The sequence below is a fragment of the Flavobacterium terrisoli genome (genome assembly GCF_030167905.1).
Lineage (GTDB): Bacteria > Bacteroidota > Bacteroidia > Flavobacteriales > Flavobacteriaceae > Flavobacterium > Flavobacterium terrisoli.
This window is the reverse complement of record NZ_JARGNA010000009.1, coordinates 47,225-70,925: the sequence shown is the minus strand read 5'-3', so window position 1 is coordinate 70,925 and position 23,701 is coordinate 47,225. Positions and strand designations below refer to the sequence as shown.

The window sequence follows — 23,701 nt, the reverse complement described above, 5'->3', positions numbered from 1 at the left end:
GTATGAAAATCATTAGTATAAGACTTGAAAATACATTTAATAGTTTGCAACCTTTTAATCAGGGATTCAGACACTCGTTTAGAGAAGATGGAAAAATTGATCCAATATGTCTCGTAGGCGTAAATGGTTCAGGTAAATCAAATTTGTTAGAACTAATTGTCGAACCTTTTTTTTATCTAGAGAAGTTATACAGATTTGGTATTAAATTAAAAAAAGTTCCTTTAAAAGTTGAACTTATATATTCAATGAATGAAAAAAGTGGAACAGAAGTTAAAATTGAAACAATTACTTCTTCTACTCCAAAGTTATCAATAAAATTGAAGGAGACAAATGAATGGAAACCAGTTATTGATAAAGATGAGATTTTAAAATTTCTCCCCAATAAGATTATTGGCTATACTTCAGGGATGAACGAAACTTTAAGTTTTAGATTAAATCAGTTGGACGAGGATTACTCCAAGCTAGTTCTAGAAAGTGCTCGTACACAATCGAAAAAAGAAATGCATGATAATAGAATGATATTTTTAGATTATGCGAGTAATGAAGCAATTGCGATATCTAATTTTATATATCGTGAAACTAAAGAATTAAAAGTTTTTAATGATCTTCTAAGAATAAAATCTCTCCATAGTTTCAAAGTAATAATAAATTTAAAACGAAAAGGGAAATCAGGTAAAAATTCCCTGGTAATTTTATCTCAAGAGCTTAAAGGAAATATACAAAAACTGATCAATTGTTCGATATGTTATAGCATAGACTCAAATTCTGGATACTATGAAATGGACTTTTTATACAGCCCAGAAACACAGGAGGCGTTCAAGAAAAATTTTGATTCTGTATATGATTTGTTTATGTGCTTTCAAAAGTTTGAGCTACTAAATCCTATTAATTTAGAAAAAAAATATAGAGTAACTAGATCTAAAGATTTATTACTGGAAGGGCGTCCTGTATTAGCTAAAGAAGATAAAGTTTTTAGATTTGATGAGATATATATTGAGATTTCTTCACCAACAAAAATTATTCCGTATATTGGAATCAGTGACGGTGAACATCAATTTCTACAACTTTTAGGTGCTTGTATGATATTCGATAGAGAAGATATTTTATTTTTATTTGATGAGCCGGAAACACATTTCAATCCATTGTGGCGCACAAAATTTATAAATATTTTAAATGAAATTTCTAGTGGAAGAAAGCAAGATTTTATAATCACTACTCACTCGCCCTATATTGTTTCCGACTGTAAGGGTTATCGAGTATTTAAATTCGAACGAAATGGCGATAAGGTTTCATTCAATCCAATCGATATTGAAACATATGGTACATCTTTTGACCTTATACTCAAGAAGGCTTTTAACATTGACGCAACCATTTCTGAGGAAGCAAACGAAGAAATTAATACTCTGATAAAAGAAGGGACAGCTGAGGAAATAACTGAATTTTTGAATGAATCGGGTCCTTCAATAGAAAGATTGGGCTTAATTAAAAAACTGAAAAACATTTCGTCATAGTATGCTTTATCATTTTGAATATGTTAATAACGCAGGAATTTACAGTGTAAATAATGATGTAATAGATTTTTTTCAAAAATCAATTACTCGTACTAGATTTTCCACGTCTGCAATGAGCGATAATTTGAAAAAAGTTGTTGCAGATTCAATAATGTTGGAGAGCAAATTTAAAGATGTTTTTGTTGAATTGAATCGTGCTGGTATTGATAAAACAGTTGTTTTCAACTTTCTTTCTAATAACAACAATGTAGTTGAACTACTAACAAATGTCAATTATCCACTGCTAACTCTAGAAAAGCCTCTGTACGATAACTTAATTAAGAAAATTCGAAATTTATATTTGTTTATTTGGTCATCAACATTCAACACTCTTACCTGTTCCAATACTTATGGAACTTTAGACCACCACTACCAAGAACATGACACTCTTAATAAAAAAAGCAGAAGGATTTGCCCATTTTGTGGCTTATCTAAGTTGGATGATCCCATTGAGAAAAGAAATGAATATGACCACTATCTCGACAAAGGCACATACCCTTATCTTGCTTTAAACTTTAATAACCTCGTTCCTATGTGTGGCAAATGCAATAAACGCCCAAATAAAGGTACGCAGAATCTAATTTTTGATACAAAAGGAAATCGTCGTATCGCATATTATCCATATTCAAGTGTAAAGTCTTTTGAAATTAAACTAAATTGTAAAAATCTATTTATGCCCACTGAAAAATGGATTTTAACAAGTAGTTCAAGCAATCCCGATATTGGTTTCAAAACATGGAAAACTGTTTTTAAAATTGATTCTAGGTACGCAAACTACATTAAAAGTGAATATTCGTTTTGGATCGATAGCTTTACAACATACTATCATGGAAACTTGCCTACAACGATAATTGAATTTAAACAGAAGATAGAGTCATATGTAGAAGATGTTCTAAAAATTTTCCAAAACGATCTAGGATATATGTTACATGTTAAATTTTGGAATTATTTAGTTGATGTTCAGGATTCAGATTTAGAACTAGTTATTACGTTGATGGATGAAAAAAGTAAATTTTGAATGTAAAATAAAGTCTGTATTTAGACTAAATTTTTAATAAACGCCTCTGCATTTCTGATTTCAGTATTACAGTCAATAGCAAGTTGGTCCCAAAATGTCCTCCAAGTTGTAGGGTATTGACTTTGAAATTTTGAAAGTTCTAGTTGAACCGCACTATCCTTGTCTATATAGTCATCATCTACAGCATATATTTCACCATCATCAGGATTACCATAATACATACATATTTGTGTACCTTGTTGCATCATAATCTTAAAACCTAATTTTTCATAAATTTTTACTTTTTCGACAAAACACGTTAGTGTGATGCTATCATTATCAGTTTTAAGTAAATCCATCATATTTTTAAGAATTCCTTGATTGCGGTATTTTGCATCAACAACTGTACTTGCGATTGCAATATCTTTTTCATTTAGTGTGGTGCAGTGATACAAAATATAACCTATAATTATGCCATTATACTCAGTAATAAGCAATACTGCGCCGTGAGCACCAATCTCTCCAAGACGGTCTAAATACTTTTTTGTTCTTGCAACTTCCCGTGCAGTTAAATATCCATGTAAGGCACTTTCAGGATTGAAAACATATGCGCTTATTGCATGAGAATTTTGGGCAACCAAATCTAAGATTTGCAATTTTTGATTCTGTGTTACTTGCTTTGATTGCTTATATATTTTAAACATAATGTAAAAGTTAGGAATACAAATGTACATTGATTTTACTCCACAATTCATTCGGATTATTAAAACCAAAAACAGTGTTACTTATAACTTTCCCATTTTTATCAATTTCAAAGTAGTCCTTGTTCTTCGAAAGATACAGTGAAATTTGCGCATGGAGGATTCTATGTGCGTTCTTTTTGTGGAGGTTTAAAAGATAAACATATTGCGGTTCAAATTCTTTGGCAAATGCCATTATAAAATCGTGAGAGTCGAACTCGTTATTTAAGCTCTTAATCATAATTTTAATATCAGTCAGATTCGCATTCATAAAGTCATTAGTTTTCATGATAGTACCTTTTTTATAAAATTTATATACTATATAATACGATAAAAATATTTAACCTAAAAAACGATAAAAAAAAGATGCCTTTCAGCATCTTTTAATCGTGGTATTAAAGTATAAAATTAATGTAATTGAAAAATAATTCATTTGTTTCTATTCTTCCAACTGTCATTATGATACATGTTCTTTTTTTGTTCATAGACTTTACCAACGATGTAGGCACCGACCGGAATAGAAACAATAACTATTAAAATTTCATACCACATCATAATACTTGATTTTTTAAGTTTAAGCAAAGGCAGGAAAATATTTAGATATTGGTATGCAAATGTGGATTTTTATATAATAATTTGAGTTTTTTCTGAAACAACTAAGAAGCTTGACGCATTTTTATTTTTATAACTCAACCAGTTTAAATACAAGGATTGCAAATGCTATCAGGATACTACCAGATCACTTGCTGGAGATGCTGCTCTAGGGTTTGGTTTGTGTTATCATTGTAATATTCAAACTCATTTAGCGGATTTATAGCAATCGGAATATGAGAAAATTCAGGCTGTACGTGGATATGATTATAAATCGTCTCATAGCTATCTAATACAGATATGTACTGGACGAAAGTTGCTGCGGGCGAAAAGTTTGATCTTGAGATTTCACCGCCACTACTAGTCCTGTAACTGCATTTGCAATGGCAACCTCCTACAGAAAGAGTTAATGCCCCATTACTAGCTCGTAGTGCATAGATAGTTTCTTTTGAGTATATTTCATAAAAACCATTATCAGTACCATTAATCGAAAATTTAAGAGTGAAGGACCTCCCTTTCGGAATAAAAACCTTGCAATTCAGGTTTATATGCAAAAGTTGGTCTTGTAGTAACGGAATTAAATGTTCAACTCTTTCTAACTCCACTTTGTAAACTTGTGTAGACAATTCATAGTGAGATAAAGGATGAAGAAGAGTTGGAAGTGCATTCTGTAATTCTAAAAGAATCTTATCATCGGCTGCAATTTTCTGCAAAAATTTTAATCCACTACTAACTAGAGCGCCAAGTCGATACGTTTCAATCATTGCATAATTCTCATCTCTAATTTCATGAGAAGGCAAATTATTCTTTAAAATTTCTTCTAATGATTTCCTAAAAAAATTCGCCGATGCAGGGTAATCCGGTCGCGACTTATGATGTAGATAATAAGAACCTCTATCAAAGTTTTCTTCGTAGGGAAGCATTATAGGTATTTCAACTTTCAGTCCACTAATTTCTTGTGTTGACGAATATAATTCTAGAGATTCCCATTTACCACTATTATGACTTTTAAAAAACCGCTGAGCTAATTCAAACCAGTTTCGATCGTATGTTGTGACAAAAATTTGATATTCTTTAAATTCTTCAGAAAGTATTTTCGCTATTGGAATTCTGTTCCCTGAATCGAGACCAATAAATACGTCATCGAGGAAAAGAATTTTGAAGTCAATATTTTGTGGAATTTGCTTTTGCGCGGCGAGATACAAGCAAACTGATAATGCAGATAATCGGGCCTCATTAAGGTAATCGGATTGATGAGCAACTTGCAACCCATTATGCTTTATAGTCAAATTCAGTTCCTGAGGTATAGTCCTCCAGCTGTATGGAGATGCGACAAAAGGCCTTAAAGTATATCCAACTCTTAAATTTAACTTGAAGTAACGTATTAAAAAATAATTAAGCTGAACGAAAATCCGATTAAGTGTGTCACGTAATACCGTTTCGTATGTTGATAAATTTCCAATAGCGATTCTGTACGCCCAGGTTTGCCTAGTATACGAATTTTCAATCTCATGCGTCAACTCAGTAAAACGAACTCCTAATGGATAACCATAACCAACAGGTATAAAATTTTGTAATAACTCAAATAATATTAGTGAAAATAAATTTGGATTTGGTTCCCTATGATTGTATACGGCTAACAGAATACGATAATCTAAAAAGCCTTTAGTTAATTCTGTGTCCTGTAGAAAGTTAACATTGTTGGATACTACAGATGTGCCAAACTCTAAATCAATTGCAGAAGCAGATATTATATCTAGTGTTGCCGGATCTTGATCAGCAAATGTAATTCGAATAAAGCCATCATCTCCTGCCGGACGATAATTATTTTTCGAAAATCCCAAAGTTGGTAATCTCGAACTCGCAAGATGTATACTTAGTGCCTTATATAGAGAACTTTTACCACTACCATTTTCCCCATACACTAATAAATTCTGTCCCTCTGGAAGACGGATCTTGTACGACTGATAAAAGGCTCTAAAATTCTCGATTTCAATCTGAGTAATCCTTTTCATCGTCGGCCTTCTATTTGTCTAACTTCATTTATATTCAAAAGTCTTAGCAACGCAGAGCTTATTGCATGCTTAGGATCGGATAAAAATTTGTAATGCCGTTCAATAATTTTTTTATTTCTTTCTTGATCGAGTGCATCCAACTCCTCAATATCTTGGACATATTGTAATACTTCGGCTGTATGGGTTTTAAGGATTGATGGATAGAATAATTCATATACCATTGCATCGATTAACCTTTCGAAAAAAATACTTGTTTGTAGATCGATTTCAGACGACAACAAATAACTGGATAATCTTATAAACGGCTGTTGTTGATTTAAGGTTATCGATGGTATAGGAATTGATTTTAATTCAGTTACCGTTAAGCTTCGAACTGTATTAACGGACTTATCAATCGCACGATTTATTGTGCTATATACATATCTGCTCCCCAAAATACAAAGCACATATTTAGGATCGAAACTAAATCTATTAACCAAAATCCCTATAAATGACGTACTAAAGGCCAGTTTGCCATCGTAAAAGGCAATGCTAAGCTTTGAATCGGAATGAGTAAGGCGTTTAACAAGTATTTTATTTTTAGAATTAAACAAATCTTTAGAGCTAAATTGCGCATTATCTGTTAAGTATGCTATTTCATTTTTATTAATTTCGAAGTTATAAAACTCTCCACCTTGCAAATACGGGAATCCATCAGTTAAGGTATTTGATAATGATGTTTTTTCTGTTACAGTTATTCCTGGACTAACAGTAGCAATCTCACCCAATAAAGCTAGATTAGTTGTAATTGTCGCAGTTTCATAATCAAACAAATTAGGTTCTATTTTAAACTTCTCTTTAAACGCTAATACATTTTTATCAAATATTTCCTTACTTTCAATGCCTGTCATGTCTTTAAAAAGAGATTTTAAATCTTTCCTAATATGTAACTTTTTTTGCTCTATCATGCTTGGAGAAATATCATATAGGAAATACCACAATGCATAAAATGCTTGTTGTGTTCGTCGCCCATTTTCAACATTAAAGATTTCATCAAGATTTTTATTCAAGCTGGTGAGTGAATAATCATTCGTGTCAGACAATAAAAGTTTAAGTTTTCTAATAAAATTAAATTCCAAATCATTAGCTGCATCAATGAATTTAAGTTTAAGTGAACTATCCTCTAGAACTTTTGTAATCTCATTTTTCGACTTAACTCGTAAATTTATTTTATTCAGTACTTTATAGATATCAACATCTTTTGGAGTAAAGGAATTGGATTTCTCGGATAAGTTCCAAGTATATTGAAAATACGCTAATGCTGTGTATATATTTTCATTTTCCATTCGAGAATTGTTTTTTCGAATATAAAACCATCCACTATGATTTGTATAAATAGATTTTATAGTACTAATTATATCTCGTGAGACATACGAGTTCCACATTTCGAAAGTATCTTCTTTTATCGGATAAGGTTTATTATTAAGGCGAATGAAAAGATCAATAGGCTCAAAATTTTTATTATTAACATAATTAATTTCAATGAACCACAAATCAAAGTTGGTAATTGTTTCCCTTTGTTCCGGAGATAATTGAGTGAACTTTTTTCCTTGCAAATCCTTTAAAATACTGCTCTTTAAGTTTAAAGCAAAGCCGTTTTTTGATGATCGCTTTATTTGATTTTTTTCATCTAAATATGGTTTCTCTATAAAACCTAATATACTTAAAAGTCGTTGCTGACCATCTAACACTTCTGAAATTCCATCTTCCCTTTTAAAAACGAAAATTGGGGGCAATTTTATTCCTAATAGAATACTCTCGATAATTAATGATGATTTCTTTTTATTTATTACTTCATTCCGTTGATATGGCGGCCTAATTAGAAATCGATGCCTTTCCATTTGTCGACAGATATCAGTTATAGCAATTGATGATGGTTCTGGCTTATTAATTCTCAGCTCATCAAAACTAACCCGCTCTTCATCATCCGCAGAAAGATCTTGGTTTCTTTGTTTAAAATCTTGATTGTATTGTAAATAAATATTAAAATCTATACCAAACTTATTTCTAAAGAAAGTTGAGGTAATTTCATATCGTTTGTATAACTCTTTAGCAAAAGAACTACGAGTGATCTCAAAAAATTCAATATTACCTAGTATATAAACTCCCAATTCTTCAATCACAGATGGTGTTATAACCTCCAAGGAAAAGTCTTCTGCTTCAAGTATTGAAAAAGACCAAAATAAACATTCAGATATTAATCTGTTATATGATATTCCCTTGTCAGGAAACCTTTCTTTAACCTTAAGTAAGAGATTAATTTTTTCGATAAAACTTGAAAAAATTGCCTCAATTTCTTCCTCATTTATATCAGAAAAAAGAACTTCGTAAAATTTTGAAATTATTGTGTCTTTTTTTACAGCATAATATTTAATGGGAATCTTATGCTGAACAAGCAATTGTCTAATTTTCTTTAAAATGATTTCATTATTTGGCTTATCGAAATGCAAAATGTTTGTGACGTTTCTAAATAAAATTTTATCATTAAGCAGTTTTCTTTTTAAATATGAATTCAAGTCATCCTCAAAATACACGGCATTATCTATTTCGGTAGGCTTAAGTGGCGTGATTCCGGAATTATATCTTTTAAAAATTTCCTGCTTCACAACGTCTTCCATTTCAGAGTCTATATTCTCCTGACTGTGAAAGCTAAATTCAATTATACGCAACTTAGTATCCCAAAACAAATCCTGTAACTGGCGATCTAAATCTTTGAAAAATTTGTTGGCAATGCCAACATTGTCTAATTTTTGAAGACCGTTTTTTTTCAACCTTAGATCATCAGAAACAAATCGAAGAATAGTTTGATATCTTTGCCTACCATCAATGACCTCTATATTGGTACCGTTCCTAAAATATATAAGTGGAGGAATTTCAGTCCCTAATAAAATGCTCTCAATAAAATAAGTCGCCTTTTCATCATCCCATACATAGTTCCTCTGATAAAACGGTTGATAATCTGTTTTCGCAACCCTTTCTTCATTATTGAAAAGGCTCTCTATTGACATCACCTTTGGCTCTATCTTTATTTTATGTTCAAATATTTCTTTTATTTCCATTGTATTAATTTCAGGTAAAGAATAATTGTAAATGTAGTAATATTCGATTATTTATTTACAAATTGCAAGAGTTTTTATAGCGTCCATGATACCTAGATTACTATGAGTTCGGCCCTTTTTGGGTTGGTGTGGGGCAAAAAAAGATGTCTTTTTTGCAGTCATGTTTTAAAACTTATAGCTAACTAATTAGTGCGTATGATAAACATACACTTTTGCTATTACTAATATATAAAAGCGATTCGGGATGTAGTTAAGTCAAAAAATTACGCAAGTGAATTATTGATTTTCTCTTGACTTCTAAAGTCCATTGGGAAGGGGTAAATTGTGGGGTATTTATTTAACCTAATCATAATTTCACTGTATTTTGCAAAAGGGTTAAACTTTTTAAAATCTGTAATGTTTGATAATTCCATTATTTGATTTGGATTGTCAATATTAAGTACAAATCCGAGAGGTTTATATGTGAATTCGCATATAGCACCATGTAAATTAGTGTATGATAAATTCCCGCTTCTTAGATTCCCTTCATGATTTAAGTACATATAAAGTTTATACCGTTCTAGTAAATAATTTGAATTTTCATTTAAGACAAATTCAATTAAACCCTGATAGTTTTTAGTGAAGCTAACGTTATTACTGCAAATAAAAATTGCAATGATTTGTTTTATAAATTTTAAAAGATTTATTTCAGAAATATCAAATTCATAACATTTTGCATCTGGATATTGAGTAATAATTGAATATGAAATTTCAGCTAATCTTTTATACTCACGCACATATTTTGATCCTAAATAACCATTACAGTTTCCACAAAGGCAATAATCTCCAACACCACCCTGTTCTTTACGTGATTTCGGTTTTAAGTTTCCTTCAACATATTCTTTTGCATTTTTAAAGTATTCTGTTGTTTCTAATCTGTAGAATTTGGTATTTCTATTAAATGCAGACTGTGGAGGAATGTGTTCGTATGTTAATTCTTTTTCTTGTTTGCAAAGTTTACATATCCCTATTTTAGTTCTTTTCATATAAGTCTATTTAATTGTATGTTGTTAATTATCAACTTAGCTATGTAGATTTATTACTTATGATTCCAAGCACAAAACTTGGCTTTGAATTTTCGTAGAAAATTCGGTATAAACCCAAACCAACCAATTGTTACAAATTGCTATAATTGGCAGTTTAATTTTAACGCTCTCTAATTTCCTTGTCTTTCGATATTGTATATGTTTTATCTTCAAAATATGCTTTCATAATTAACCAGACATGATCTTCTCCATTTATTTGAAATCCTTCTTTTGCAATTTTTAAAACACCAGTTAATTTCAGTCCGCCAATAGAAGTTTCAGAGTTTGTTAAGCCATTAATAATGAAATTTTCACCTTCAAATTTGTATATTTTTTCAAAGATTTCATCTTCTTTTTGTTTTGTTAATTCAGAACTAAAATTTTCTACATAAAACCTTAAACCTATGATTTCACCATCTTTATTTTTGTGTTTTAAATTTTCAATTAGCATTTCTCCCGGTCTCAAATCTGTTTCAGTTTCTTTATCTATAAAGAATTCTAAACTATTTATTTGTGGTAAAAGCATATCGATATTAAACTTTATGGTTTTTATTCTTCCTTTCCAATCTCCTTCTTCAAATTCACGCAATTCAACTAAACCTATATTTTTATATTTTGCATAAGAAATTGCATCTGGTGTAAATCCTTTTTTTGAAACAATTACCCCTTTATTTATCGCAGAATCTTCAATAATCTCCGCAACTTTCATAACAATATCTTTGTCTATATTTTTATTCCAATATTTACATTCTATTGCGGTTTTGTAATTATGCAATCCATCGGAAAAATTTGTTAATACATCGATTTGATGTTTAACATCTGATTTTCCTAGAACTTTGCAATCTTTTCCAAAGCATTCTATAGTTACACCTTTTTCTTTTCCAAGTGTTTCATATATGTACTTTGTTACTTCTTCGTATTCTTCCCAAGTCATTTTCTATATATTTTAAATTTCACAGCAAAGTTTGTATTAATTGCCACAACTTCTTGCGGCTTGTAACAGCTACGATAATTTATTACTAATGATTCCAAGTACAAAACTTGGCTTTGAATTTTCGGAGAAAATTCGATGTACAGACCAAGACGTTTAATGCCTACAAACCGTTGTTGTAGGCAGTTTTTATTTTCGTCTATAAACACATTCTAAATAACCAACAATTGATTCTTCTTTAGTCGACTTAAGCTCTTCTTCTCTATCTTCGGGATCAAATACTTCATATTTATCTAAAACTCTTTCGTGCCATTTAATCTGCATTTCTCTTGAAAACTTTGATCTGACACTTTGAACGGTGTCGGAAAACATGATTCTTTCAAAGTATTTTTTGTCAAAGAGTTTAGGTAAATCGGTTTCTGAAAAAAAATGTTTATAATATTGATGTAACCCAGGCTCTGTAGACTTAAAATAAGAATGAGATATTGAATGCGCCTTAATATAAATTAATGAACCTTTTTGAGTTCTGGAAGCTATTTGATTGATGATTTTGCCACAATCTTCTATTGAAAAAAAATGCAAAAAATCGGACATAATAACCAAAGAGAATACTTCTTTTGGAATTTCTTTTTTCGGGATGGTTATATTTAACAGATGTAATTTTCCAGCTTGTTTTCCAGCATAAGATTCAATTCTTTTTTTTAAAAGACTTAATTGAAAATCTTCATTGTCAATTGCAAATATTTCTTTACCTGTTTTAGAATATTCTACTAAAAAACTACTTTGCCCACACCCCAATTCAAGTATTGGACCCTCTATAAATTCTTCTTCAAAATTTCTTAGGGGGTTATGGCTTTTGTGAATCATCAATTCGTTTGAACATGATTCATTGAATAATTCCCAATACATTCGTAAAGTTTCATCCATAATTTATGCGGTTTGGGTTAAAACTGCCTACAACGTTCCTCGGCTTGCAGCCGTGGCGGCGATTTTAATGCTTAATTGTAAAGATATGGAATTTTCTCTTTTAGATTTTCCGGCTAGGAAAATCTAAACTAGCCATTGCTGCAAACCGCTGTTACCAGTAGTATTTATTTCAATTCATATAACGTATTTCTTAAGTCTTCTAAAACGAAAACCTTATCAAACTTTGTTTCAATTTCCAGTTTCAAGTCTTTATCCATTTCGAATGAACTATCTCCGCTACTTCCAATAACCAACAAAAGCCATTGCTTCTGTATTCCATTTTCTCTATAACTAGAAACTTTAGCATTCTTTTTGTTTATTGCGTTTTCAAGAGTTTCTTTTGGTATGTTTTTTTGCCACCATGCGCCCATATTCGCATTTATGTTTTTTTGTGAATGCGGTTGAAGTGAAATGCTCTCAATGATTGGATTTTCAATAAAGTTATCGTTGAGAACATATTCCTTAATGACGGTTTTTACAATTTCAATTAATTTCTCCTTCTCATTTAATTTATATGTTACATAATACTGAATATAACAATCAGCGAGGAAGTTTGGTAATTCTGTATCTTGTTGTAATTCTGTTTCAGCTTGTGCAAAAATGTTTTCGAAAAAGCCTTCTCTTTCTTTTGATTTTGATTCAACAATTATTTGATGTTCAAGACCTATTTTTTCTTTTCCGTCGAATAAAATGAAATCAGGTTTTTCAGAAACTTGGCTGATGTTTAAGTTTTCAAAGAATAATAAAAACTTTCCAGTATGACAAATTTCAAGAGTTTTCTGTTTGTCAGTATGTGATTCCAAGTGTTTTCCAATAAGCTGTTCTAAAAGGTCATAACTTTCAGAAACTGATTTGGTGTTTTTTAGCACTTTGGTCATAAATATTACTGGTAACTTACTTATAGGTCTGACAGAATCATCCTTATCCATCCTTTTTAAACAGATTGATCTGATGATTTTCACTCTTTACGAATGTATGAATATTTGACGTTTTATGGAAGAAGAAGTATAAAAGATGCCTTTAAGCATCTAATTGCCTAGATTGCAAATCCGTGCCATCGGGGTCGCGGCCAGTCTCAAACGGTTCAATGCAAAGGAACTACTAAAAAAGGGACACGATGCAAGCACATGACCAGTATAGCCAATGGGTATTGTTTTCAACACAATCCGGATAGATAAGATAATGCTAATCCCGATAGTGAGGCTTTGTACACGAGCGCTAGCGAAAGGATGAAATAAACTGCTGTGAGGGTTAGTTTTTTTGTATTTTTGCAGATGTTACGGTTTTTTCGTAATTTAGCGCCATAAAATTTATTATTATGCTTATTAGAGTGTTTGCATCTAACATACTTTCGTTTGATTCTGAAATTGAATTTAGCTTAATTCCAGGCAAGGGAAGTGTTAAAGGAGATCATATTGTTCGTTCAGAAAAAAGAGATGATATACCAGTTCTTAAGACTGGTATTTTGTATGGAGCGAATGCATCTGGAAAATCAAATCTAATTAAAGTTGTTGCTTTAATTAAATCTATGGCTACTAGAAGTTTAGTTTCTAACAAAGATATTCCAGTAGAAATTTTTAAATTAGGTGAAAAGTCAAAAACAAATTCTAAAATTGAAATTGAAATTAAAATTGGCAATAATAATTATGCCTATGGTGTAATATTTAATAAAAAAGTAATTGCTGAAGAATGGTTGTATTTAATCAATAAAAAAAGCGAGAAAAAAATATTTGAAAGAAAAACAAATAAAAAGGTTACTAGTATCGAATTTGAAAGCGTAAAGTTTAAAAGTAAAGATGATGAACTCTTTGCACATTTTGTGGCAAGGGGCACACCAGATAACAAAACTTTCTTAAAGGAATGTATTGAAAGAAATCTTGATTTTATTAATGAAGTTAATGAAGTGTATGATTGGTTTGATAATAAACTAAAAGTGTTTTTCCCTAAAACTAGATTTAGAGGATTAGAGTTCCATTTAGATAATAACAAAGACTTATCTAAATCAATGTCTAAGTTTTTAAATTATTTTAATACAGGTGTTTCGGAGCTTATTACTAAAGAAGTTGATTATGAAAGAGATATAAAAGAATTGCCTAAAGAGGCAATTAATGAAATTATTTCTGAATTAGAAGAAGGAAAGAGAACAGTTATAGGTTCTGAGGATAATAGAGTAAGTTATGCCTTTGAAAAAGATAAAAAAGGGAAATTAAAAGCATTTAAACTTGTAACTACTCACTTGAATAAAAATGGGGAAGGAGTTTTATTTGAAATGGATGAAGAATCTGACGGAACAAGAAGGCTTATTGATTTTATTCCTATGCTTGTTGATATTATCAAAAACGATTCTGTTTATTTAATAGATGAAATTGACCGTAGTATGCATCCAATTTTAACAAAAGGTATTTTAGAATATTTTGTTAACCAATTTAATAATAGTAATAGTCAATTAATAGTTACTACTCATGAATCAAATTTATTGGATTTGGAATTGTTTAGAAAGGATGAAATTTGGTTTGTTGAGAAAAATAAGTTAGGTAGTTCAAAATTTTATTCTCTTTTAGAATTCACTCCAAGAGCTGATAATGATATTAAAAGAGGATATCTAAATGGACGATACGGGGCTATTCCTTTTCTATCTAACCCTAAAGATTTATCGTGGTAATGGGAAGAATTAAAAGAGATTTTAAGAGACCGGAAAATAAAAGAAGCGCAAAGTTAATCGTAATAGCAACCGAAGGTAGAAAAACGGAAAGAATTTATTTTGAGGCACTTGCTAATGGTTTTGATTCTACAAAAGTTCATGTTGAAGTAATTGAAAAGCTTGATGATAATTCGAGTCCTGAGGAGGTTTTGAATCAATTGAATGCATTTTGCGATGAATATAATCTCGATCAAGAAGATGAATTATGGATGGTTATTGATAGAGATTATCAATCTTGGGATGTATCAATGATGCGTTCTGTAGCTCAAATTTGTAATCAGAAAAGAGGTTACTATCTAGCAGTTAGTAATCCTGCTTTTGAATTGTGGTTAATACTTCACTTAGTTGATTGTACATTAGTTTCAGCTAAAGTTTCAACTGATTTATTTAGGAATGCTAAAGTAAATCGTAACAAAACATATTCAAAAAAAATGCTTTCAAACTTATTGGGAGGTTTTAATGAAGCTAAATATGATGCTGATCGTTTTATTCCATTAGTTCAAACCGCTATAGATAATGCTATAAAATTAGATATAAATCCCCAGACAAGATGGCCAGAATATTTAGGTACAAGGGTTTATAAATTAGTACAGTCTATAATTGCAAGTGCCAAAAATTATCCCTAGCGGCTTGCAACACTTGCGATGATTGATTACTGTTGCTTCCAAAATTAAAATTCCTTTTTGAGTTTTCAGAGACTAGAGCCGAAGGCGACTGTCAGTAAGGAAAAACTCGGGATAATCCCAAGCCTCGCAATTACCACAAACCGCTGTTATAAGCTGGCACGTTTAATTATCATCACTATTTTCGACAATTTGTTGAATCTCTTTATAAATATCATTGAATAGTTGCTTGTACGGTTCTAATTTCACTTCACCCATTTCGATAGTTTGACGGTAAACTTGATAAAGTTCCGGATATGTTTCATATTTTTCAAAAATATCAATAGCGTTATCAATAGGTTGACTCATAATTTTTGCTAAAATATTTTCTATTTTCTTAGAGTCACTAGTAAGCATTAATAACTTGTATATATTCTTGCAGTAATCACCAAGTAAAGCATTATACTCACGAGAACTGTCGCCACAATATTTAAGTTCATTGTGATATCTTTCAGAATGCTTTTCTCTTTCTTTCTCATTTATTTCAATTATGGATAACTGAAAATAATATTCTGTATTGATTAAAGCACTTTCTAAACGCCTTACATGAATAAATAATATATGCGCTAACTTTCTTTCCTCTGAAACGCAATCTATTATTAATTTTCGTTTATCTGTTTTATCTCTTAGGACATTCGCAATTACTTGAGAAAAAATACCTGCGCTTGCTCCTATACAAGTGGAAAGCAATGCTATTTCTGTAGTTGTCATAAAGTCTTTTTTAATTAGAATAGTAGTCGTGAGCGCTTGCTTATAACGTTTCGCAACTATTAGTCAGTAGCGAATCAAGCGAGCTGCGTACTTTCTGCTAAGATAAAGTTTTTACGTAAAAAAATAAGTTGCATTCACGAAAACCAGCTATAGCTGACAACCGCTGTTACAGACAGTTTTTATTTAATAAACTTTATTATCAATCTTGCGATTGAGTTTACACAATCACGGGAAAATTCTGCTAACCATTTTTCCGAATTATTATCAAAGTGTGAATCACTAAATTCATTTCTTGCATTTGAAATTGCATTTGTTACAGTAGGTATTAAGTTTAATACATGCTCTGGATAATGCCTATTTTCGTTTACTAACTGAGTTTTAATATAATCTCTAACTAAAGTCGAAAGTAAATTTAACTTATCAACTTCTTTTTTTTCAGGAATTTTTTCTGCTATAAATGATTTGAATAATCCTTCTAAACAAGTATATGCGTATGTCAGTGTCAAATTATAATCGCCTTCTTTTATTGAAGTATCCATCTTGTTTAAAATCTCCTCAACCTTTTCAGAATTCCAAACAGATTCAGGTATTATTGTTTTAGGTATTGGTGCAGAATATTTCCTTCCTAAACTTTCAAGCTGAATGATAACTTCTTTAGGAGCATTTAATATTTTAAAATCTTCTTTTAACTCTACAATGTTTAAATCTTGCTTTTGCCAATTAGTAAAAGCGTTTAAAAATTCAATCATAAAGTCAAAAAATTGATCATAATATTTTTCAAAAATTAAATTCAACGACATTTTTAAAGCTTCATTAGAATCATATCCTTCTGTATCCATTCCAACAGAATAAAATGTTCTATTTTTTTCTGCATCAGTATAAACAGAATTCCAAAAAGTCTCAATTTCTAGACGAACACACATCCTATGAAAATCATTTGATTTTAAAAAGTCAGTAAAATTTAAATCATCTATAGTCTTGAATAAAGATTTTAATTTCGGGGAAAATTTCATTGTAAGATAAGTTTAAAATTGCCTAGTAGGTTCCTCATCTAGCGTTCGTGGCGACTATTAGCAAGGTCCAAACAAATGTAACCAAAATTTTATTACATCAACTTACTTACCTGATAGCTCTGACCTAGCCATTGACGCTAGATGAAGTTATAGGCAGTTATTTTTGTAAATGCAAAATTTTTGATAAAATCAGTAAACATCTCCAAACTGATAAAGCCAAAACTATTAATGCAAATATGTTATAGAAAAATGTAATCTTAAAACATTCTTGGGGTAATGATAATTTTACAGCGTAGCCAACTACAGAAATAACTATAAGTGATTTGATACAATTTTTTAAAATTCTAACGGTAATGAAATATAGATCAGAGACAAAAAATAAATCAAATATTGTGTCGTCTTCCGAATATTGTTCTTTAGAAATTTTCGATGCACTTTTAAAAGTTATAAGTACAGTTAAAAGCGTTAAAATGAAACCAGCTAATGTTAGCCCTACGTTTGATAAGTCGGATGTAATAGATAATGACCTATCAATCGATGGAAATATAAGTTTGTCGAGATAATCTATGTATAATAAAATTGATACAACAATTATTGCAATTGTGTAATCCCAGAAAATTGGTTTTCTAAAGTAATAATCTAAAATCATAGTTTACCAAAGTTAATCATAAACTCATTAAAATCTTCTTCAATTAACTCATACCATTTTCTTCTATTGGTTAGCGTTTGCATCTCAACTTCTTTGATAATTTCAACTTTACCCTTTAATAAATCAAATAGTTCTTGATTTCCTACTTTATCTTCGTACTTAACAACAAAATTTTCAAATACGTCTATGTTAAATGGTCGTGTTTTAAATTTTCGAATAAGTTCCATAACCATAGAATTTGCTTCTTTATTCAATTCAGAACTTTCAACTCCTTTTCCAGGAGCTTGGAACATGGCTTCTAATTTTAAAAATTTTGGCTTCAAAGAATTTCCAATTGAATTCAGGCCAGTGAAATATTTTCCAACCAAATCAGTGTCCATTTGCGCTAATTTTCTCGGTTGTAATTTAATGTCTAGGTTAAGTACATTTTTTAAACTAGCAAGTGTTTTATCAATTGTATTGCTCATATACAAATTGACATCAGTCGTTTTTGACAATCTCAAAACATTTCTAGCAACATTCCTCAAATAATACTCTATATCAGATATTCTTGGTCCATTGTAATTGTACTCAACACATATGACTCCATAAGGGCGATTATAATCGATATAAAAATGAGTTTCTTCAGCGATTGAACCTAAATTAGTTATAGGAATTAATTTAAATTCGTCTATTGGTTTAATCTGTGGAATTCGACCTGAACGAAGCAACGCAATTGAGCAACGAATTCTTTTTTCCCTTGCCATGTAAGATGCGCTTGTTAGAAATAGCTCTCTTGGACCTTCATTTTGACGATTTCTATTTCTATCAATTAAATGACCTTTTCCATTAACAAGTTCGTTCATTAGATAATCGATAGAACCTCGTAGAATTGAATTGCTACTGTGGTCTTTAGCAACTTCTGTGTATGGTGTAAATTTAATTGAATAGAAGTGAAATCTTATTATTTCTGTTGCCATAATAATGAATTGTTGATGTATAATTTTCGATAACGTTCTGCCACTTGGCGTCAATGGCGACTTTTTTAAAATTTATTCTAAAGATAAGCAAAATTTCAACTTAGCAATTTCCGGCTAAGAAATGCAAAACCAACCATTGCGCCAAACGGCTGTTGGCAGTAGTTACTTAGTATTTTCACGAAATAATAATTCTTTCGCAACATAATTCCATCCTTTTTCTTTCAGCGCCTTATAATATTCAATTGAAGCCTGAAGTAATTTAATATCACCTGATGCTACATAGGTTTGTGATTGATCAATAATTGTTGCGTTGTATCTTAAAAATAAACTTTTTTTAAAATTTGGAATTTGTTCTAAAGCAAATGAAATTATTCTTTTAGAAGATATTGCCATTTTAAATTCAGATTGGACTAAATCAGTAAATTGGCTCATATAATTTCTATAAATGATCGGATAATCGCCAATCAAAAATAAATTTTCTTCAAATTCTGAAACTTGAATGTAATACCTTTTCGGTTTATTCAACTGGCTGTCAAATTGTTCTATTGTTTCTTTAAAAAATCGAACTCTGTTTAATTTGACAAAGCTTGGATGATTTCTGATTTCATCACTTATATTTTCCCCATTTATTTTTATTTCCGCTCTTTCTACTAAATCTTTAGCGGCATAATCTGTCTTGGGAATTCGCCAAAATAAATTGATTATGAAAAATTGTAAATCAGCAAGGTTATGTTCCGAAAACAATTCATCGTTAATTTTTCCATCTTGGAATTTTTGAACAACTGTAGCCGACTTATCGTCTAATTCTTTGAAAAAAACATCTTCTATCGAAGAATCATTTTCTTGGTCTTTCCCTTCAATTGTATTTCTTTCAAATTCAAAAAATATACCTTTAGGAGATTTACGAACCTTCAAAATTTCGTCATTAACTTTATTATAGACGAAAAGAAGTCCTTTTTCATCTCCAAAACCTTTAGTTAAGAATTTTGGAATATAATGATGTCTTCTAGATCTATTCGTCACGTCCGGGTAATTAATGCCAACTAATTTATAGGTCTGACAAAATCACACCAATGGCTCTATACTGAGAAGATGGTGGATAATCTTCATCCTTTACGAATGTATGAAGATTTGATCATTTCATAAAAGAAAAAGGTAAATAAAAAAGATGCCTCTTAGCATCTTTATATTGTGGTATTGAAGTGGAAAATTAAATTAACCGAAAATAATTATTCCTTATCTAAATCAAATTTAAAATCAAAAAGTTCTTTTGGATGAACATTCAAACCCTTTGCAAGTTCCAATATTGTTCCTAGCTGGATATTAATTTCACCTTTTTCAATTTTGCTAATATTACTGAAATCTACATCACATCTTTGCGCTAATTGTCTATAGCTCAAATTTTGTTGAGTTCTTAGTTTTTCAATTTGTTTGCCAAATGCTACTTGAAATTCCGTCTTGCTTAGTTTCTTAGCCATTACTTCATTTTGTTGAAGCAATTTCAACACATTTGTAAAAAATAATGTAGGTTAAGTTACCTACAATTGATATATTTTCTTATATTCGCTGAATTATTATAAATTTGCGATACTTCATATAAAAATATTTGAAGCATTCGCTTTGAATCTCGCATCGTAAAACTGGTAATTTTAGCAACGAGATGATAAGTAAGATGCTCACGTCTATTGGCGTGGGCTCACTTATTGTTGCAGGGTATACCAGTACCTACGGTGCAGTAAGCTGAGTTCCATGCCTTTTTTGTACCCTGTATTTAGGTTATCTCATCTTTATTTTCTTAGCACTGCTCATTATTAATTGGCCTCGCAATAGTTACTAACTACTAAACGCGTATGCCTATGACATAACCAACTAAACTACACTTCAAGAACAAACAAAAAAGACTTCCTACCTCGTCGCCAAACTAATTAGGAAGCCAAAGCAAACAAAACTAATGTTTCATTTAACCAAACCAATATTATGAATAAAAATCGTATTGGCAAAGGAAGGTGGTGTATTCTACTTTTCTGCCTTTGTATACAACTTGCTTATTCTTATGGAAGCAAGAACCAAGAGACAAGAAGCAAGAGGGCTGTCAGCAGTCAGCTTTTAGCAATTAGCTCAACAAAACAACAACAACAACAAATAACCGGTATCGTGAGTGATGCTAATGGCGTGCTTCCGGGAGTGACTGTTTCTGTTAGAAGAGCCCTTCGACAGGCTCAGGGTGACACAGTATTTACAGATGAGAAAGGGCAGTTTAGTATAGCTGCTGAGGTAGGTGATACCCTTGTTTTTAGTTACATCGGTTATAAAGAATTCACAGTCGTAGTGGATAGTCGCTCTGTTATTAATGTAACTATGCAAGAAGATGCTACTACCTTAAAAGAAGTAACTGTAAATGCAGGGTATTATACCGTGAAAGACAAGGAGCGTACCGGAAGTATTGCTAAGATTACTTCAAAAGACATTGAGAAGCAGCCTGTAGCTAATGTGCTTGCTGCGATGCAAGGCCGAATGGCCGGAGTGGATATTACCCAAACTACGGGTGTGCCGGGTGGTGGATTTGACATCAGAATCAGAGGGCTGAACAGTTTACGCAGTGCCGGAAATGCACCATTATATGTTATAGATGGCGTGCCTTTTGCTTCGGATGTTATAGGTGATAGACAGACATCGACTACTTTGCCTACTGCTACGAGTCCGCTGAACACTATAAATCCGAGTGATATTGAAAGCATAGAGATATTAAAAGATGCTGATGCCACGGCTATTTATGGTTCGCGTGGCGCTAATGGGGTTGTGCTGATTACCACTAAAAAAGGCAAGGCCGGGAAAACCCAATTTACTGCGAGTGCCAGTACCGGAACGGGACAAATCACCCGAAAGCTTGATTTACTGAATACTCAACAATATATAGCCATACGCCAACAAGCGTTTGCTAATGATGGTATTACTGATTACCCTTTTAATGCCTTTGATGTTAATGGTACATGGGATGCAAATCGCTATACTGATTGGCAGGAAAAACTAACCGGTGGTACTGCAGAAATTAGGACTATGCAAGCCTCGGTTTCGGGAGGCTCTGCACAGACACACTTTCTGGTGAGTGGGAATACTTATACCCAAAGTACTGTTTTTCCGGGAGACTTTGATTATAAGAAAGGGAGTGCCCATGTGAGTTTGGACCATGAAAGTGAGGATAAGCGATTTAAAGTTGTGTTCTCGGGTAGTTATGATGTTCAAGACAACTACCAACCGGCTTCGGACTTGACGCGTATTTCGCGAAACCTAGCGCCAAATGCTCCGGCATTGTATGATGCTGAGGGTAATCTGAACTGGGAAAACAGTACTTGGGAAAATCCGTTAGCGGCTTTGAATGCTGAGGCTTTGACTAAAACGAATAGTTTAGTTGCCAATAGTACATTCTCTTATCGATTGCCTTACGGGTTTACTGCTAAGACTAGTCTTGGCTTTACTGATTTGCGACATAATGAAAGCCGAAGTGATCCTTCGACTATTTATGACCCGATATATGAAGCCGGAGCAGAGTATTCGGCTATCTTTTTTACTACTTCGAGCAGACAGTCTTGGATAGTGGAGCCACAGTTGAACTGGCAACGCCAGTTTAATAAAGGCAAGATTGATGTATTGGTTGGCAGTACTTTTCAAAATCAAGTGAGTGACAGGATGCTGCAATATGGGTCGGGTTTTACGAGTAACAGTTTGCTGTATAACTTGGCTTCGGCCAGTTATAGCAGAACGTTTTATGATGATGAAACGGAGTATCGTTATCAGGCTTTCTTTGGGAGAGTTAATCTATCATGGCAGGATAAGTATTTTGTTAATCTGACCGGTCGTCGTGATGGCTCGAGTCGATTTGGACCAGGAAAGCAGTTTGCCAATTTTGGTGCTGTGGGTGCTGCTTGGTTATTCAGTGAAGAAAAGGGAATTAAGGAAAATACCAAGTTTCTTAGCTTTGGGAAGCTGCGAGGTAGTTATGGTGTAACCGGTAATGACCAAATAGGGGACTACCAATACTTAGACACCTATCAATCTTCCACCGGTGTTTATGATGGTACTGTGGGGTTGACACCGATTAGATTGTTTAATCCTAATTTCAGTTGGGAAAGCAACCGCAAGATTGAGGCGGCTGTGGAGTTAGGTTTTTTGAAAGACAGAATATTTACTACTGTGAGTTGGTACCGCAATCGTTCTTCGAATCAGTTAATAGGGATGCCGTTACCAGCTACCACCGGATTTACTTCGATGCAATCGAACTTAGCTGCTACGGTTCAAAACACAGGATTGGAGTTTACTTTACGCACCGTGAATGTTCAAAAGGACTCGTTTGGTTGGACTACTAATTTTAATATCACTTTGCCAAAAAACAAGTTGGTTGCTTTTCCGGGGCTTGCTACGAGTACCTATCAAAATCAATATGTGATAGGGGAGTCTATCAACATTCAAAAGCTGTATCATTTTACCGGTGTGAATCCGCAGACGGGTATTTATGAGTTTGAGGATGTTAATGGCGATGGTGAATTGTCTTTTGCAGATGATGCCCAAACGGTAAGGGATTTTAGTCCGGAATATTATGGAGGGCTTCAAAACCAAGTGCGTTATAAAAACTTTCAACTGGACTTTCTTTTCCAATTTGTAAAGCAATTGAATTGGAATGCCGCTACGCAGTATTCTGCTCCGGGTGCTTTTGGTAATCAGCCTGCCTCTGTTATTGGAGGTTGGGAACAAGCCGGTGATAATGCTACCACTCAAATTTACACGACCGGATTAAACGGTGATGCTGTGAATGCTTATGGAAGGTATGCCAATAGCGATGCCGCTGTGAGTGATGCTTCTTATATCAGGCTTAAGAATATTGCGCTTTCCTATATGGTGCCCAACTATGTGAAAGGTTTGCAATGTAAACTGACTTTACAGGCTCAAAACCTATTGACCATTACGCCGTATAAAGATGGTGATCCCGAATTCAGAAGTTTTAATTATCTGCCTCCGTTGCGTATCATCAGCTTTGGAGCCGAGTTTAAATTTTAAAA

The 23,701-nt window shown here is 32.2% G+C and carries 20 protein-coding genes; 6 read left to right on the top strand and 14 right to left on the bottom strand.

Annotated features, from left to right (window positions below; translation table 11 throughout):
• Positions 1-2 precede the first annotated feature (2 nt).
• Positions 3-1,511, top strand: coding sequence for a restriction system-associated AAA family ATPase (locus tag P1K33_RS13445; protein ID WP_284653506.1), 1,509 nt, complete (start codon positions 3-5; stop codon positions 1,509-1,511).
• 1 nt (position 1,512) lies between these two features.
• Positions 1,513-2,568, top strand: coding sequence for a hypothetical protein (locus P1K33_RS13440; protein WP_284653505.1), 1,056 nt, complete (start codon positions 1,513-1,515; stop codon positions 2,566-2,568).
• A gap of 20 nt (positions 2,569-2,588) precedes the next feature.
• On the opposite strand, the gene P1K33_RS13435 is transcribed toward P1K33_RS13440, so the two are convergent.
• From P1K33_RS13435 to P1K33_RS13400, 8 genes are all read right to left on the bottom strand, one after another.
• Positions 2,589-3,251: a GNAT family N-acetyltransferase gene (locus P1K33_RS13435; RefSeq protein WP_284653504.1), complete on the bottom strand. Its 663-nt coding sequence runs from the start codon at positions 3,249-3,251 to the stop codon at positions 2,589-2,591.
• 10 nt (positions 3,252-3,261) lie between these two features.
• On the bottom strand, positions 3,262-3,576 hold the full coding sequence (locus tag P1K33_RS13430) for a hypothetical protein (protein ID WP_284653503.1): 315 nt from the start codon (positions 3,574-3,576) through the stop codon (positions 3,262-3,264).
• A 442-nt stretch (positions 3,577-4,018) separates the two neighbouring features.
• Positions 4,019-5,893, bottom strand: a complete 1,875-nt coding sequence (locus P1K33_RS13425) for an AAA family ATPase (protein ID WP_284653502.1) — start codon at positions 5,891-5,893, stop codon at positions 4,019-4,021.
• A complete protein-coding gene (locus tag P1K33_RS13420) occupies positions 5,890-8,991 on the bottom strand; it encodes a GmrSD restriction endonuclease domain-containing protein (protein ID WP_284653501.1) in 3,102 nt (1,033 codons plus the stop codon). The genes P1K33_RS13425 and P1K33_RS13420 overlap by 4 nt, the downstream gene beginning before the upstream one ends.
• A gap of 263 nt (positions 8,992-9,254) precedes the next feature.
• Positions 9,255-10,016: a hypothetical protein gene (locus tag P1K33_RS13415; protein ID WP_284653500.1), complete on the bottom strand. Its 762-nt coding sequence runs from the start codon at positions 10,014-10,016 to the stop codon at positions 9,255-9,257.
• 160 nt (positions 10,017-10,176) lie between these two features.
• On the bottom strand, positions 10,177-10,989 hold the full coding sequence (locus P1K33_RS13410) for a restriction endonuclease (RefSeq protein ID WP_284653499.1): 813 nt from the start codon (positions 10,987-10,989) through the stop codon (positions 10,177-10,179).
• Between the two features lie 186 nt (positions 10,990-11,175).
• The gene (locus P1K33_RS13405) at positions 11,176-11,913 is read right to left on the bottom strand and encodes a methyltransferase domain-containing protein (protein WP_284653498.1); all 738 of its coding nucleotides are present in this window, start codon (positions 11,911-11,913) and stop codon (positions 11,176-11,178) included.
• 164 nt (positions 11,914-12,077) lie between these two features.
• Complete coding sequence (locus P1K33_RS13400) at positions 12,078-12,881, bottom strand: hypothetical protein (RefSeq protein WP_284653497.1); 804 nt, start codon at positions 12,879-12,881, stop codon at positions 12,078-12,080.
• A gap of 111 nt (positions 12,882-12,992) precedes the next feature.
• Here P1K33_RS13400 and P1K33_RS15390 point away from each other — a divergent pair, with 111 nt between their 5' ends.
• The 3 genes from P1K33_RS15390 to P1K33_RS13390 all read left to right on the top strand — a co-directional run bounded on the left by P1K33_RS15390 (position 12,993) and on the right by P1K33_RS13390 (position 15,279).
• Positions 12,993-13,130 (top strand): DUF5763 domain-containing protein, encoded by a 138-nt coding sequence (locus tag P1K33_RS15390; RefSeq protein WP_350028985.1) that lies wholly within the window; start codon positions 12,993-12,995, stop codon positions 13,128-13,130.
• Between the two features lie 140 nt (positions 13,131-13,270).
• Positions 13,271-14,614 (top strand): AAA family ATPase, encoded by a 1,344-nt coding sequence (locus P1K33_RS13395; RefSeq protein ID WP_284653496.1) that lies wholly within the window; start codon positions 13,271-13,273, stop codon positions 14,612-14,614.
• Positions 14,614-15,279 carry an RloB family protein gene (locus P1K33_RS13390; protein ID WP_284653495.1) on the top strand — a complete coding sequence of 222 codons (666 nt, stop codon included), beginning with the start codon at positions 14,614-14,616 and terminating at the stop codon, positions 15,277-15,279. Before P1K33_RS13395 ends, P1K33_RS13390 begins: the two co-directional genes overlap by 1 nt.
• 162 nt (positions 15,280-15,441) lie before the next feature.
• Here P1K33_RS13390 and P1K33_RS13385 read toward each other — a convergent pair whose 3' ends face one another.
• From P1K33_RS13385 to P1K33_RS13360, 6 genes are all read right to left on the bottom strand, one after another.
• On the bottom strand, positions 15,442-16,026 hold the full coding sequence (locus P1K33_RS13385) for a hypothetical protein (protein WP_284653494.1): 585 nt from the start codon (positions 16,024-16,026) through the stop codon (positions 15,442-15,444).
• 179 nt (positions 16,027-16,205) lie between these two features.
• Positions 16,206-17,039: a hypothetical protein gene (locus P1K33_RS13380; protein ID WP_284653493.1), complete on the bottom strand. Its 834-nt coding sequence runs from the start codon at positions 17,037-17,039 to the stop codon at positions 16,206-16,208.
• Positions 17,040-17,196: 157 nt separating this feature from the next.
• On the bottom strand, positions 17,197-17,688 hold the full coding sequence (locus tag P1K33_RS13375) for a hypothetical protein (protein WP_284653492.1): 492 nt from the start codon (positions 17,686-17,688) through the stop codon (positions 17,197-17,199).
• Positions 17,685-18,647: a hypothetical protein gene (locus tag P1K33_RS13370; RefSeq protein WP_284653491.1), complete on the bottom strand. Its 963-nt coding sequence runs from the start codon at positions 18,645-18,647 to the stop codon at positions 17,685-17,687. Before P1K33_RS13370 ends, P1K33_RS13375 begins: the two co-directional genes overlap by 4 nt.
• 162 nt (positions 18,648-18,809) lie before the next feature.
• The gene (locus P1K33_RS13365) at positions 18,810-19,670 is read right to left on the bottom strand and encodes a DUF4238 domain-containing protein (protein ID WP_284653490.1); all 861 of its coding nucleotides are present in this window, start codon (positions 19,668-19,670) and stop codon (positions 18,810-18,812) included.
• 206 nt (positions 19,671-19,876) lie between these two features.
• On the bottom strand, positions 19,877-20,125 hold the full coding sequence (locus P1K33_RS13360; protein WP_284653489.1) for a helix-turn-helix domain-containing protein: 249 nt from the start codon (positions 20,123-20,125) through the stop codon (positions 19,877-19,879).
• A gap of 499 nt (positions 20,126-20,624) precedes the next feature.
• Between P1K33_RS13360 and P1K33_RS13355 the strand changes: the two genes are divergently transcribed.
• Entirely contained in the window at positions 20,625-23,699 is a 3,075-nt protein-coding gene (locus P1K33_RS13355; RefSeq protein ID WP_284653488.1) for a SusC/RagA family TonB-linked outer membrane protein, read from the top strand.
• Positions 23,700-23,701: the final 2 nt, after the last annotated feature.

What these genes read in the sequence shown, in the direction of transcription:
- P1K33_RS13445 (WP_284653506.1), top strand. Translation starts at nt 3, where the DNA reads ATGAAAATCATTAGTATAAGACTTGAAAATACATTTAATAGTTTGCAA.
- P1K33_RS13440 (WP_284653505.1), top strand. Translation starts at nt 1,513, where the DNA reads ATGCTTTATCATTTTGAATATGTTAATAACGCAGGAATTTACAGTGTA.
- P1K33_RS13435 (WP_284653504.1), bottom strand. Translation starts at nt 3,251, where the DNA reads ATGTTTAAAATATATAAGCAATCAAAGCAAGTAACACAGAATCAAAAA.
- P1K33_RS13430 (WP_284653503.1), bottom strand. Translation starts at nt 3,576, where the DNA reads ATGAAAACTAATGACTTTATGAATGCGAATCTGACTGATATTAAAATT.
- P1K33_RS13425 (WP_284653502.1), bottom strand. Translation starts at nt 5,893, where the DNA reads ATGAAAAGGATTACTCAGATTGAAATCGAGAATTTTAGAGCCTTTTAT.
- P1K33_RS13420 (WP_284653501.1), bottom strand. Translation starts at nt 8,991, where the DNA reads ATGGAAATAAAAGAAATATTTGAACATAAAATAAAGATAGAGCCAAAG.
- P1K33_RS13415 (WP_284653500.1), bottom strand. Translation starts at nt 10,016, where the DNA reads ATGAAAAGAACTAAAATAGGGATATGTAAACTTTGCAAACAAGAAAAA.
- P1K33_RS13410 (WP_284653499.1), bottom strand. Translation starts at nt 10,989, where the DNA reads ATGACTTGGGAAGAATACGAAGAAGTAACAAAGTACATATATGAAACA.
- P1K33_RS13405 (WP_284653498.1), bottom strand. Translation starts at nt 11,913, where the DNA reads ATGGATGAAACTTTACGAATGTATTGGGAATTATTCAATGAATCATGT.
- P1K33_RS13400 (WP_284653497.1), bottom strand. Translation starts at nt 12,881, where the DNA reads ATGGATAAGGATGATTCTGTCAGACCTATAAGTAAGTTACCAGTAATA.
- P1K33_RS13395 (WP_284653496.1), top strand. Translation starts at nt 13,271, where the DNA reads ATGCTTATTAGAGTGTTTGCATCTAACATACTTTCGTTTGATTCTGAA.
- P1K33_RS13390 (WP_284653495.1), top strand. Translation starts at nt 14,614, where the DNA reads ATGGGAAGAATTAAAAGAGATTTTAAGAGACCGGAAAATAAAAGAAGC.
- P1K33_RS13385 (WP_284653494.1), bottom strand. Translation starts at nt 16,026, where the DNA reads ATGACAACTACAGAAATAGCATTGCTTTCCACTTGTATAGGAGCAAGC.
- P1K33_RS13380 (WP_284653493.1), bottom strand. Translation starts at nt 17,039, where the DNA reads ATGAAATTTTCCCCGAAATTAAAATCTTTATTCAAGACTATAGATGAT.
- P1K33_RS13375 (WP_284653492.1), bottom strand. Translation starts at nt 17,688, where the DNA reads ATGATTTTAGATTATTACTTTAGAAAACCAATTTTCTGGGATTACACA.
- P1K33_RS13370 (WP_284653491.1), bottom strand. Translation starts at nt 18,647, where the DNA reads ATGGCAACAGAAATAATAAGATTTCACTTCTATTCAATTAAATTTACA.
- P1K33_RS13360 (WP_284653489.1), bottom strand. Translation starts at nt 20,125, where the DNA reads ATGGCTAAGAAACTAAGCAAGACGGAATTTCAAGTAGCATTTGGCAAA.
- P1K33_RS13355 (WP_284653488.1), top strand. Translation starts at nt 20,625, where the DNA reads ATGAATAAAAATCGTATTGGCAAAGGAAGGTGGTGTATTCTACTTTTC.